The sequence below is a fragment of the Methylobacterium sp. PvR107 genome, from assembly GCF_017833295.1.
In the GTDB taxonomy this organism is placed as follows: domain Bacteria; phylum Pseudomonadota; class Alphaproteobacteria; order Rhizobiales; family Beijerinckiaceae; genus Methylobacterium.
Window position 1 is genome coordinate 1371332 of sequence record NZ_JAFIBW010000001.1, and the last position, 12909, is coordinate 1384240.

At 65.8% G+C, this 12909-nt stretch carries 10 protein-coding genes and 1 pseudogene; 7 read left to right on the top strand and 4 right to left on the bottom strand.

The features are described from left to right. The first annotated feature begins 122 nt into the window (after positions 1-122). From JOE48_RS06325 to JOE48_RS06350, 6 genes are all read left to right on the top strand, one after another. The gene (locus JOE48_RS06325) at positions 123-1547 is read left to right on the top strand and encodes an MATE family efflux transporter (RefSeq protein ID WP_245252733.1); all 1425 of its coding nucleotides are present in this window, start codon (positions 123-125) and stop codon (positions 1545-1547) included. Between the two features lie 668 nt (positions 1548-2215). Further along, positions 2216-3268, top strand: a complete 1053-nt coding sequence (locus tag JOE48_RS06330; RefSeq protein ID WP_210028712.1) for an ABC transporter substrate-binding protein — start codon at positions 2216-2218, stop codon at positions 3266-3268. A 4-nt stretch (positions 3269-3272) separates the two neighbouring features. Continuing rightward, positions 3273-4202: an ABC transporter permease gene (locus JOE48_RS06335; protein ID WP_210028714.1), complete on the top strand. Its 930-nt coding sequence runs from the start codon at positions 3273-3275 to the stop codon at positions 4200-4202. Further along, positions 4192-4998 carry an ABC transporter ATP-binding protein gene (locus tag JOE48_RS06340; RefSeq protein WP_210028715.1) on the top strand — a complete coding sequence of 269 codons (807 nt, stop codon included), beginning with the start codon at positions 4192-4194 and terminating at the stop codon, positions 4996-4998. Before JOE48_RS06335 ends, JOE48_RS06340 begins: the two co-directional genes overlap by 11 nt. Before the next feature lie 25 nt (positions 4999-5023). Continuing rightward, the gene (locus JOE48_RS06345; protein WP_210028717.1) at positions 5024-6565 is read left to right on the top strand and encodes an amidohydrolase family protein; all 1542 of its coding nucleotides are present in this window, start codon (positions 5024-5026) and stop codon (positions 6563-6565) included. Between the two features lie 4 nt (positions 6566-6569). After that, positions 6570-7319: an aspartate/glutamate racemase family protein gene (locus JOE48_RS06350; RefSeq protein WP_210028718.1), complete on the top strand. Its 750-nt coding sequence runs from the start codon at positions 6570-6572 to the stop codon at positions 7317-7319. Between the two features lie 10 nt (positions 7320-7329). Here the strand turns inward: JOE48_RS06350 and JOE48_RS06355 are convergent, their stop codons facing one another. The 4 genes from JOE48_RS06355 to JOE48_RS06370 all read right to left on the bottom strand — a co-directional run bounded on the left by JOE48_RS06355 (position 7330) and on the right by JOE48_RS06370 (position 11607). Then, complete coding sequence (locus tag JOE48_RS06355; RefSeq protein WP_210028719.1) at positions 7330-8064, bottom strand: aspartate/glutamate racemase family protein; 735 nt, start codon at positions 8062-8064, stop codon at positions 7330-7332. Between the two features lie 922 nt (positions 8065-8986). Continuing rightward, positions 8987-9463 (bottom strand): hypothetical protein, encoded by a 477-nt coding sequence (locus JOE48_RS06360; RefSeq protein ID WP_210028720.1) that lies wholly within the window; start codon positions 9461-9463, stop codon positions 8987-8989. A gap of 44 nt (positions 9464-9507) precedes the next feature. Further along, entirely contained in the window at positions 9508-10008 is a 501-nt protein-coding gene (locus JOE48_RS06365) for a hypothetical protein (RefSeq protein ID WP_210028721.1), read from the bottom strand. 45 nt (positions 10009-10053) lie between these two features. After that, positions 10054-11607: a chromosome partitioning protein ParA gene (locus JOE48_RS06370; protein ID WP_210028723.1), complete on the bottom strand. Its 1554-nt coding sequence runs from the start codon at positions 11605-11607 to the stop codon at positions 10054-10056. A 671-nt stretch (positions 11608-12278) separates the two neighbouring features. Between JOE48_RS06370 and JOE48_RS06375 the strand changes: the two are divergent. Further along, positions 12279-12897, top strand: a pseudogene (locus JOE48_RS06375) (IS3 family transposase); the annotation flags it as partial. Between the last annotated feature and the right edge of the window lie 12 nt (positions 12898-12909).

Here is a 12909-nt window from a genome sequence, read left to right on the forward strand (position 1 = left end):
CGAAGCGGCCTGTGGGACCGGCACGATAACAGCGCTGTCCAGCAAGGCGACGGGATTCCTGCAGCGGCGTTCGCCGACAGGACCAGCCCTCTCGTGCGCGACCCCTCTCCGGAAGCACGCGCATGAGCGCGCCCGCTCCACGCACGGGCGTGGATCCGCGCACCCACGCCCTCTTGCACGCTCCGATCCTGCCGCTTCTCCTGAGGCTCGCGTGGCCGAACGTGCTTGTGATGCTGGCGCAGTCCGCCACGGGGCTCATCGAGACCTACTTCGTCGGCCATCTCGGCACGGATGCACTCGCCGGCATGGCCCTCGTCTTCCCAGGCGTGATGCTGATGCAGATGATCTCTGCGGGCGCGATGGGGGGCGGCATCTCCTCGGCCATCGCCCGTGCCCTTGGCAGCCAGCGGCGGTCGGACGCGAACGCCCTCGTCATCCACGCTCTCGTCATCAACCTCGGTCTCGGGCTGGCCTTCTCCGTTCTCGTGCTCACGTCGGGGCGCCCGCTCTACCGGCTGCTCGGTGGCGAGGGCGCTTCTCTCGAAGCCGCGCTGAGCTACTCGAACGTGGTCTTCGCCGGTATGCCGCTCCTCTGGGTGATGAACGCACAGGCAAGCGTGATCCGCGGAACGGGTAACATGCTCGTGCCCTCGCTCGTGACCTGTCTCGGTGTTCTCGTGCTGATCCCGCTCTCGCCCGCACTCATCTTCGGGTTCGGGCCGCTGCCCGGGCTCGGTGTCGCGGGCGGAGGTACTGCGCTCGTCCTGTTCTACGCATCCGGGGCCGTCTTCCAGGGATGGTATGTGCTCAGTGGACGCAACGCCGCCCGCCTCACCCGCGCCCGGCTCGCCTGGCCGATGTTCCGGCAGATCCTGAGCGTCGGTGCGGTCGCGACCGTGAGTTCGCTCCAGACAAACGTCACGATCATGGCGACGACGGCTTTCGTCGGCGCCGCCGCAGGGCCGGACGCGCTTGCGGGCTACGGCACGGGCGCGCGGCTCGAGTACCTGCTGATCCCCCTCGTCTTCGGGCTCGGCGCGCCGCTCGTGGCACTCGTCGGCACAAATATCGGAGCTGGGCAGCGGGCACGGGCGCTTCAGGTCGCGGGCTGCGGCGCGGTGACCGCGTTCGTGCTCACGGAGGCGATCGGGCTTCTCGCTGCCTGGCGCCCGGAGGTGTGGCTGTCCCTCTTCGGCACCGATCCCGCCATGCTCTCGGCCGGCACGGCCTACCTCTCCGCGGTCGGGCCCGCCTACGGATTCTTCGGCCTCGGCCTCGTGCTCTACTTCGCGAGCCAGGGCGCGGGCCGCCTGCTCTGGCCACTCGTCGGCGGCTTCGTGCGCGTCGCGATCGCGGTGGGCGGCGGCTGGCTGGCGCTCGCCCTCGCCGGCCTTCCGGGTCTGTTCGCGGCGCTCGCTGCGGGGCTCGTCGCGTACGGGCTCATCGTTGCGACCGCCGTCTGGCGCGGCGCTTGGTTCGATCCGCCGCCGCTGGCATCACCTGCCCTCGACACGGTTCTGCTTGCTAACGCCATAGACGAGCCGTAGGCCGAGATCGCTATTCAATGGGGTCCGTAAAAAGAAAAAGAGTTTGTCCGGTCGAGCTCAACACAAAAACGAATGTCGGCTTTCGGGCAGAACACTTATGGTGGCTCCCCACCCTCCTATGACATGCACCCGTTGGCACCACATGTCCGCTTCGGAGCAGGCCAGCCACACGCTCGCCGGCTGTCCTGGGGACGAGGCAGCCGGCTGGAACTGGCTGTGAGCCGCCGGTCCGCTTCGAAGTCGGTCGGCCTGAAAAGCCGACGGTCCAGGGGCGTTTCGTCGGGATGCCCGGAAGGACAGTCTGCAGGCGCTTAACCCCTGCTATCGGCGCCGCCGCGCTAGTGCGCGTCTTCGCGTGATGTCGACAGCCCAGCGAGAAACCAAGGTGTACGCGTCGCGCCTGCTGGATACGAGCTCCGAGAGGCGGACAGGTCTCGCGCGGCCAATACGGCCGATCTCCGCATCTGGCACGCTTCTTGGTTCGTGTTGACCAGCGCAGCGCCGCTTCGGCGGCGGCTAGAGGTTGGCGTGCCGTCGATGTGGTGAGGTGCCGGGCGACCGGGTCTCCGCGACTGCCTTGAGCCTGTCCCGAGTTCCGATCCCTCCGTTTCAGCACCGGCACGCGCAGTCCGGCGGATCGCGCGATCCGCCCTCTGAGGAGAGTCGATATGTGCGACCGTCACGGCGATTATCGCGTCCAGGATTTCACGCGGTTCAAGCCCAGCCGCAGGCGCTTCCTCGGCGGGACCGCCGCCGCGCTGACCCTGGCGGTGGGTCCGGGCCTGACCGGCCCGGCCGCGGCGGCCACCGGCATCCGGGCGACCCACGGCACCGGCTTCTGCAACCTGAACTTTTTCCTGGCCGAGGCGATGCAACTCGCCAAGGATGACGGCCTCACCATCGACTTCGTCAACACGCCAACCTTCTCGGATCAGGTCACCTTCCTCGGCATGGGTCAGGTCGACGCCGGCGTGATGCCCTACACGAGCTTCATGGCCCTCTACGACGCCGGCGCCCCGGTGAAGATCGTGGCCGGCGGCGGCATCGAGGGCTGCGTGCTCGTGGCCCAGCCCGGCCTCGACAGTCCCGAGAAGCTCAAGGGCAAGACACTCGGCACGTTCCAGCTCGATACGCTGGAGGTGCTGCCCTACGACTGGCTGAAGAAGAACGGCGTTGCCTTCAAGGACATCACGGTCCGCTACATGGGCTCGACCCCGGAGGCCGTTGAGGCGTTCCGCGCCGGGGCGCTGGACATCATCTCGACGATCGAGCCCTACGGCACGGCGCTGCTCACCGACGTGAAGGGCGCGGTGAAACTCTCCGACGGCACCGACATCTACGGCAAAGGCTATACCGACTGCGTGCTGGCGGTCCGCAACGAGCTGATCGCGAAGAACCCGGGCGCCGTGAAGGCCCTGATCAAGGGGATGATGAAGGCCCAGGCCCTGGCCGAGGGCGACCCCCAGGCCGCCCTGAACAAGCTCGTCGGCTCCTACTACAAGACCTCGATGAGCAACGCCCAGCTCGCCATGGGCCGGCAGCCCTCGGTTGTGGACGCCCGCAACCAGACGCAGTTCATCCTCGACCGAACCGATTCCGTCGCCGAGATGGGCTACATCAAGAAGAAGCCGGGCCGCGACGCGATCGACTGGACACTGCTGGAGCAGGTCATCGCCGAGAACCCCGATCTCTACGGCAAGCTCAAGCTGAAGTCGGCCTGAGCGGATGGCCGTCGATCTCGCCCGCGCCGACGCCGTCCCGCACGTCCGGCCGCGCCTTCCGTTCGGTCAGCGCGTTGCGCTGCCCGACGGGCTCGTCCCGCTCCTGCAGCGGATCGGCTGGATGCTGATCTCGGTCGGCTGCTTTGCCGGCCTCTGGGAGCTCCTCTGGGCGCTCGGCATCGCCGATGCCAAGCTGCTGCCGCCGCCGCACATCTTCCTCGGCAACCTCGCCGAGCAGGCGCGCTTCTTCAACACCGCGCAACGCTGGCAGATCGGCACCGGGATGAATGCCGGCCCGAGCCCCGCCATGGCGGTGCTGATCACGGTGCTCGCCTCCACGGGCCGGGTGCTGGCGGGCCTCGCCCTGGCCGCGACCTTGTCGATCCTGGTCGGGGTGGCGATCCGCTACGTCGTGCTGTTCGAGCGGCTGACCCTGCCGACCATCACGCTGCTCGCCCCGGTCTCGCCGATCGCGTGGCTGCCGGTCGCGATCTTCATGTTCGGGATCGGCAACGCCCCGGCGATCTTCATGGTGTTCATCGCCCTGTTCTTCACGATGGTCCTCTCGACCATCCACCAGATCGACGGGGTCAACCGGAACTACATCAACGTCGCCCGGACCATGGGTGCGACGAAGCGCCAGATCTACGCGCGGGTGATCGTGCCGGCGATCCTGCCGGGGCTTCTGGCGGTGCTGCGCCTCAACCTGTTCGGCGCCTGGATGGTGGTGCTCGTCGCCGAGGCGACCGGCGTCGGCTACGGACTGGGCCAAGTGATCATGCTGGCGCGCAACACCTTCAACCCGTCGCTGGTCTTCTTCACCATCACGCTGATCGGCCTCCTCGGCTTCGCCTTCGACCTTCTGTTCCGGCTGGTCCAGCGGCGGATGCTCTACTGGCTGCCGCGCGACGCGGGATCCTCCCTTGGCCTCTGATCCCGCATCCCAGGACGCCGTCTCCTGCCGGGGCGTTGCCAAGGTCTGGGCGGCCGGCACCGCCCGCGCCCACGAGGCGCTGCGCGACATCGACCTCACCGTGCGGCCCGGCGAGTTCGTGGTGTTCCTCGGCCCCTCGGGCTGCGGGAAGAGCACGCTGCTCTACCTGATCGCCGGGCTCGAACCCACAACCGGGGGCGAGCTCCTGGCCTTCGGCGCGCCGGTCACCGGACCGTCGCCGGAGCGCAGCCTGATCTTCCAGGAGACCTCGCTGCTGCCCTGGCTCAGCGTCTGGCAGAACGTCAGCTTCGGCCTGTCGCTGAAGGGCGTGCCGGAGGCCGAGCGCCGGACCATCGCCCGCGCGGCGCTCCAGCGAGTCGGCCTCGCCGAGGCCTTCGACAAGCGGCCGGACGAATTGTCCGGCGGCATGCGCCAGCGCGTGGCCGTGGCCCGGGCGCTGGCCATGCGCCCGAAGGTGCTGCTGATGGACGAGCCCTTCGCGGCGCTGGACGTCCAGACCCGCCAGAAGATGCAGGACTTCCTGCTCGACGTCTGGCGCGACAGTGGCGCCTCGGTACTGTTCGTGACCCACCACATCGACGAGGCGGTGGCGCTCGCCGACCGAGTGGTGGTGTTCACCGCCCGGCCAGGGCGGATCAAGACCATCGTTCGCAACGACCTGCCCCGCCCGCGCGACCCGTTCTCTCCCGAGGCCGAGGCGATGCGGCGGCATCTGACGGAACTCCTGCGCGACGAGGTCGACCGGGCCTTCGCCGAGCAAGAGGCGCTCGTCTGACCCCTCCCCCAACACGGACACGACCATGAGCACATCGCTGATCCGCAGCCGGCGGATGATCACCCGCACCCTCGACCACGATCGCTGGGAGGAGATCGCCGACGGCGCGGTCCTCCAGAAGGATGGGATCATCGCGGCGGTCGGCACCTATGCGGACCTGCACGCCCGCTACCCCGACGCTCCCGTGATCGGCTCCGGCCGCGAGATCCTGCTGCCGGGCTTCGTCAACGGCCACCACCATGTCGGCCTGACGCCGGTGCAGCTCGGCTCCCCCGACATGCCCCTGGAGCTGTGGTTCGTCACCCGCATGGTGGCGCGCAACCTGAACCTCTACCTCGACACCCTGTACTCGGCCTTCGAGATGGTCGGCTCCGGGATCACCACGGTCCAGCACATCCACGGCTGGATGCCCGGCAGCCTGGAGGAGGTCGAGGCGCGCTCCAACGAGGTGCTCCGCGCCTATCGCGACATCGGCATGCGGGTCTCGTACTGCTTCGCGGTCCGCGACCAGAACCGCCTCGTCTACCAGGCCGACATGGACTTCGTGGGGAGCCTGCCGGCGCCGCTGCAGGACCCGATGAAGCGCTGGTTCGAGCGCTTCCAGATGTCCCTGGAGGACAATTTCTCCCTGTTCCGCAGCCTGCATAGCGGCCAGGCCGGGGCCGCGCGGGCCAAGATCCAGCTCGCGCCCGCCAACCTCCACTGGTGCTCCGACGCGGCCCTCGAAGGCCTCGCCGGCCTGTCCGAATCCTACGACGTGCCGATGCACATGCACCTCGTCGAGACCGCCTACCAGAAGGCCTACGCGGAGAAGCGCGGCGGCGGCACCGCCCTGGAGTATCTCGACCGGTTCGGCATGCTCGGTCCGCGGCTGACGCTCGGCCACGGCGTCTGGCTCAACGAGTCCGACATCGAGCGGGTGGCGGCGACCGGCACCTGCATCTGCCACAATTGCTCGTCGAACTTCCGGCTGCGCTCCGGCGTGGCGGCGCTCAACCGCTTCGAGGCGAAGGGGATCAACACGGCGATCGGCCTCGACGAGGCCGGCATCAACGACGACCGCGACATGCTTCAGGAGATGCGCCTCGTGCTGCGCGCCCACCGGGTGCCCGGCATGGACGAGGCCGACGTGCCGAGCATGGCGCAGGTGCTGCGCATGGCGACCGTCGGCGGCGCCCGCACCACGCCCTACGGCGACAGCCTCGGCACGATCGAAGTCGGCAAGGGCGCCGACCTCGTGCTGATCGACTGGGACCAGATTGCCTATCCGTATCTCGACCCGGAGACGCCGCTCCTCGACGCGGTGATCCAGCGGGCCAAGACCGGCGGCGTCACCACGGTGCTGTGCGAGGGCGAGGTCCTCTACGCCGACGGGCGCTTCACCCGGGTCGACAAGGACGCCGCCCTGAAGGCGCTCCACGACGACCTGTCGCGGGCGCTGTCGGACGACGAGGTCGAGCGGCGTCAGCTCTCCAAAGCCTTGCTGCCGCACGCGAAACGCTTCTACGCCGACTACATCGACCCGTCGCGGCACGAGCCGTTCTACCGCCCAAGTTCGCGCGTCTGACGGCGTGCGGCTCCTCCTCCTCAATCCGAACACCTCGGCCGCCATGACGGCCCGGATGGAGCAGGCCGCCGCGGCCGCCCTCGCCCCGGACGCGACGCTCACCGTGCTGACGGCCGCCCGGGGCCTGCCCTACATCGCGAGCCGCGCGGAGGCGCAGCTCGCGGGGGCCGCTGTGCTGGAAAGTTTGGCCGAGCACCAAGCCGGCTTCGACGCCGCCGTGATCGCAGCCTTCGGCGATCCCGGGCTGATCGCGGCGCGAGAGCTGTTCGACCTGCCTATCGTCGGCATGGCCGAGGCGGCGATGCTGACGGCCTGCCAGCTCGGCCAGCGCTTTGGCATCGTGACGTTTTCGAGCACTTTGCTGCCCTGGTACGAGGATGCGGTTGCTCTCTCCGGCCTCTCGGCCCGCTGCGCCTGTGTCCGGGCTGTCTCGGCGGCCTTCCGCTCGGTCACGGAGGTGCAGCACGAGTTGGAGGCGGAGATCGTCGCCCTGGCCAACCGGGTCGTCGCCGAGAACGGGGCCGACGCGGTGATCCTCGCCGGCGCCCCGCTGACCGGCCTCGCCGCGCGGCTCGGCGACGCGGTGCCGGTCCCCCTGGTTGATCCGCTGGCGGCCGCTCTCGGTCAGGCGCAGGCGCTGGTCCGGCTCGGCTCGCGTCCGCCGCGCGTGGGCCGCTTCGCCCGGCCCCCAGCCAAGCCCGCCACCGGGCTGGCACCGGCCTTGCGGCGCTGGATCGAGCGGGACGACGCCTGAAGCACGCGTTTCAGGCCGGTGCGAACACGCTGCCCCAGCCGGTGATCGCAGCTGTGTCCAGCCCGGCGAGATCCATCGCCTTCCAGAGACTGACCGTCACCGAATCGTAGACCGGGATCCCGAGTTCCGCTTCGAGGGCGGGCGCGAGGGCGGCGCCCGCGAGGTTGGTGCACACGATGGCGGCCGCCTCGGCGCCCTCGGCCGCCACGGCGCGGACCATCCCGGCGATCTCGGCCTCCCCGGCCTCCGCGAAGGCGAAGTTCTCCGACAGGCCGAGGTGCCGCTCGGCCGAGCAGTCGAGCCCGTCGGCCTGCCAGTTCGCCTGGATCCGCGCCTGGACATCCCCCGTATAGGGCGTCACCAGCCCAACGCGCCCGATCCCGCGCCGTCGGAACAGGTCGCGAAAGGCGAGCGCCGAAGTCGAGGCCGGCACGCCGGTCCGCCGCGTGATCGCATCGGACAGGACCTCATCGTTCGCGAAGCCGAGCCAAGCGCCCGCCGTGCCGTTCCACAGCATCGCGGCGACCCGGGCGTCGGCGAGCAGCGCGGAGGCGGCCAGCATCGGCGCCTGGTCGAACTGACCGAGCGCCGCCGTCGACAGGCCGATCTGCGTCACCCGCAGGCGCGCGAAATGAGCCGTGATTCCCGGCTGCCCGGCCAGCAGGCGCGCCGTCATCGGTTCGAGGACGCTATTCGAGGACGGCGTCAGCATTCCGAGCCTGACCGTCGGCCGCGTGCCCACCATCCTGCCTATCTCCCCTGCGCCTCGGTGCGAGCCCGGCCCTCGCCAGTGGCAAGGATCGTTCCGGCGGGGCGGCACGGGAGTGGCAGAAAGGCGCCGTCGCGGTCCGCTCCGGACCCGCGCGCCAGAGGCGGCGGGATGGACAGGGAATCGGCGATCGGCGCGGCGGCCCGCGCGAAGGGCGACCGGGCGGAGGCCCTATTCGCCGACCTCGCCCGGTGCGGCCGCACGGATCCCGGCTTCACGCGGGCCTCCGAGTGGCGCCGCAGGCGCCGTCCGTCCCGTAGGTTGTGTCGAAGACCATGCACCTCGGTTGCGGGTGATGCACGCAAAGGTCGTCAACAGATCGAGCGTGACGAGATCCTGCTGCAGGATGCAGCGCAGGGTCGTGGCGGCCTCCGTGCGGACTCGGGCTGGCGCCGCGACCGCGCTGGCCGCGAAGGCGCCGGCTTCCTGTAACTGCGTACGCCGCTTCATCGAGCAACGCTCACCCTCCTTGGACGGTCATCGTCCAAGCGTCAGCAACTCGCACCGAACGTGGCGCAGTGCGACTTGCGGGAACGACGCCGCGATGCACCCAGGGAGGAAGCGACTCAGACTTCGGTTGATCTGGCCGCGTCGAGGGCCAGTGCTCTCCGGCCAACAATCAGGGCCAGCGCGGCACAGAATGTCGGTTGTGGACGTTCCGCATCCGCGCCACTCTGCCGTCTGGACCGCTTTCGGCGCTCCCCGAAAGCTGACTTTCGGCTTTGCGCCAGCCATGTTCGTTCGGAATATAAGATCAACATAGGCAAGGCGGATAAGTACGATACCTTCGTAAGCCGCAGTCGATATCGGGAGATCGACTGATAGATCTGCCCCTGCGTATCTTGCAAATGAGATCGACAACATCTTGCCTCGCACCGGCGGATCCGTTGTATCCAAATCAGTTTCGGTCTGAAAATTGATGCTGATCTAGCGATTCAATGCAGGCAATGTCCCGCCCCAGCATCGGTTCGACCGCCTCTACAAGACGGAGACATATGCGTGTCATTTCCTTTGTGCGTGCTTCCAAGTCCCTCGCGCGATGTTCTGCCGCTTTCGCGCGAGCCTTTGCAGCCGCAAGGTCTTTCTGAGCCGACAATAACTCCAGCTGTGATTGCGTTAGATCGACACGCAATTTTTCTGCTTCCGTGCGCATCCGCCTTCGCTCTGTCGCGACATGAGCGAGCAGGCTTTGAGCCTGCTCAGAAATCCGCTCACCCTCATCTTCTATGGAACGATAGCTCTCTACTGCCGCCTCGATGATTTGTAGCGTGGTGGCGGGCAATGGTGCACGCTTCAAGGCATCGCGTTGCTCTTCATAGGCGAGCACGCCTGAAGAATGCCCGCCGAGCAGGCCAGATTGTTCGAGAGTTTTCAAGCTCATACCGAACCCGGAATGCCATTTTTACTATTCAGGTGCCCTTAAGAGTCGCCAGGATCCTGTTCACTGACGACAATCGGCGCAGGTATTGTTCGAGCTTTGCGCCGAAACCCATTGAGTACCGCATCGTGAATACGGACGAGCCATGCTTCGGCCTCCTTCGCGCGAGCTTCAGCCGAATGCGCTCGTTCCTCAGCCTTTTCTATGCGGCGTTCGGCAGCAGCGATTTGCCCTTTGAGCTGACGAAGTTCCTCGCTTGCACTGATTTTGAACTGCTGCAACTCTGCCTCCAGATCGGCAGCACGCTCGTCGCTTATGTTGATGGCCTCGGTCGCCTCTCGGATCAGATCGAGCGCAGACGACCAGTCCCGAGAAGCTCCTGCCGGAAGTCGAGTTTGAGAAGGCTCATGAAGCAACGCTTCCGGCTGAGCGGCCGACGTGGTCTCCTGCTGCGAAGTCATTGTTCCTTCTGCTTTGATACCGCGTACAAGCCAGCTCGCCGAAAGCGATGGGGCCGAACTTTTGTATGCCTGATCTGCCACCGCGGCCTCCCTAAAATTACCGATCATTGATTTTAAGAGTTGTTGTCAGCTAGCTCGTTCAGGCGGGAGAAACGGACGGATATTATCCAAAGCTTCGGATCCAGTTTTTGTCGGCGCGGCGCTGTGTTCAAGGTCCGGAACGGGGCCCACCCCATCGAGCCCTCGGATTTTTCGAGCATCTCGCTTGAGTGCCTCATGCTGCTTCTGCAGTGTGACACGGCTCTCGCGAGCGATGTCCAAAGCACCCTGCATCAGAGCTCGCTCCGAGCGCTCAGATTGTAGATCTTCGACGAGGCGGCGGTTGGAGACCTCGAGCTCGTGCAACTCGGCCGCGTGACGATGGCTGAGTTGGTCAATGCGGTCGGAGAGTGTCGTGGCGCGAGACGTCGCCTGCTCAACCGCAACATCCTTGGCCGCCAGGGCCTTCGTAAGCATATCGCAGCGGTTGTCCAACTCAGACCGAAGCCGCTGCGCTTCGAGCAGCCGTTCAGTCTGACGCGCGAGATCTGCCTGCACTGCTTCGACCCGGCGGTCGGATGTTATACGCTCGATCGCAGCTTCCTTCGCCGCTCGCTCTGAGGCCCGGTGTGCCTCGTCCTTCTCTCGTAATTGTGCTCGCAGTTGCGCAAGAAGTTGCTCGGTCGCGTTCGCTCGGTTCGTTGCGGCCTCCAGCTTCATAGTCAAGCTGGCGCGTTCAGTCCGTAATGCCCCGATTTCAGCCTCATACTGAGCGTCAGACTTCTGCCGGGCGGCGCTTTCGGCTGCGAAATCGGCTTCTATGGCCAGCAGCCGCTGGCGCTCATTCTCGGCCTCCTCTCGCAAGCTGTCATATCGAACTGCCGCCTCGGCTAATCGCCCCTCCTGATCCTCGCACAACAACTGTAGACGGCGATTGTCTTGGTCAAGAATTGCAAGGCGCTCGCGCGCCTCGGCTAGGTCACGTTCAGATCGTGAAAGCGCTTGGTCAGCAGCATGAGCCTCAAGACGCAAGGCTTTGTTCTCTGCAGAAAAAGCTTTTGTCTGCTCCACTTCAGCGACGAGTTGGCGCTCGAAATTTTCAGCCGCGAGACCCTTGTCTCGCCCTGTGACACGCAACTGCTCAAGTTCGATATCGCGGCTATGGATACCGCTCTCCAAGCGAGCGACCTCAGCGGTCGTTGTGGCGAGGTCGCTCGCCAAGGCGGCAGTCTTCACGGTGAGCTCGCTGACCTCCCGCCGCGCAGCGAGGGCGGATTGTTGCTCCATGGCAAAGAGCGCCTCAACTTCTGCAAGACGCATGGTTGCGCGCGGTAATTCTTCCGAGATGGCGATGAGGGGCGTCAACACGGACGAGAAGTCATCCTGCAAACTTTTCAGCTCTTCGAGCCGACTGCTCATTTCGCTGACGCGCATGCGGAGCAATTCGTCGCGTTGTCCGATTGCATCTAAAGGGTTGCGTTCGACAGAATTGGTCTTGGCTACAGACAGTTCGCCTGCAGCGGCGAGGTGCGCTGCTGCAACGGGCGCTTCAATTATTTTGGAAGTCGGGATATCGCTATGAACAGTCTCGGTTGATCTATCTGCTGGGAACAAACCATTGCGAAAAGGCGACCACGCCATCAAAAGTCTCCAAATCGCCTTGTCTCAATAATAGCAGAGCGCATGCTTCCGCTGGACAGGAGGGTGTTGTCAATCTCTAAAGGCAGCGTGGTGCCATCTGTCCCGAGTTTATGAAGGGCTCGAAGATCCCGTATTGGGGCGGATTTAGCTTACCTGAACGCTCGTCAGCACGACCGGCCACACATCGAGGTGAACTGCCTTAAAGGCTTTCCGGTCGAACTTTCTTCGCGGGTGGTCGAGACGAAGCGAGGCAACATCGCTGCTACCGAGACCAAGCTTTCGCTCGAGCTTCGCGTTCGATACGGCATCTTAAGAAATGCGGTGACTTACCGCCACCGATCTAAACTGCAGCCTCGCGCGATTTGCGTCGCAGATATGAACGTCCGATAAAGCATCTGCGGTCAACGTGGCTTGGCGGTGATTGATTGAATATTCGACTGGTTATGGTGTTGAGGGCTGTCCTGGAATGTAAGATCGATTCGGTATGGCGGAGCGTGCGGTGCGATCCCGTGGGTTTACATATCCAATTCTGCCGAATGGAAACATTCGTCATTCTATATTGGCTCAATTCAGTGAGTCGACCTGAGCTGACCCGACCGGCATGATCCTCCCTCGGTTTCACGGACAGCTCTGATACGCCCTAACGGCGTGGGGAAGGTGTCGGATGGCGAAGACGAGACGGCATCCGTGCCCTGGCGGGGCGCGAGTTCAGGCGCTGCACGACCGACAGCCGCCACGACCTCCCGATCGCGCCCAATCTCCTGAAGCAAGACTTCTCGGCCGCGCGGCCCAACACGGTCTGGCCGGCCGAACCGAAGGACTGCGGACCGACATCACCGACCTGCCTCCCGGCGAGGGCTGGCTGTACCTGGACGCCGTCCTCGATCTGGCTACGCGCAAGATCGTCGGCTGGTCGATGCGCGATCATATGCGGGCCGAGCTGAGCGTAGCTGCGCTGTTGATGGCCGCCCAGCGGCAACGACCGACCGCTGGGCTCATCTGCCACTCGGATCGCGGCAGCCAGTATGCAGCCGAGGCCTACCAGAAGCAGCTCGTCGCCATGGGGCGAGGCCGTCTATGAGCCGGACAGGATGTCGCTACGACAACGCCCCGATGGAGAGCTTCTTCCACACCCTCCAGGTCGAACTCGTCCACCAGCCACCTTGGACGACCCGGGGTGAGGCGCGACGCGACCTGTTCGCCTACGTCGAGGGCGACTACAATCGGCAGCGCATCTATTCGGCACTCGGCTATCTCACGCCCGAGCGGGCCGAATGGACCGCGAGCTGATCTCCCCGTGTA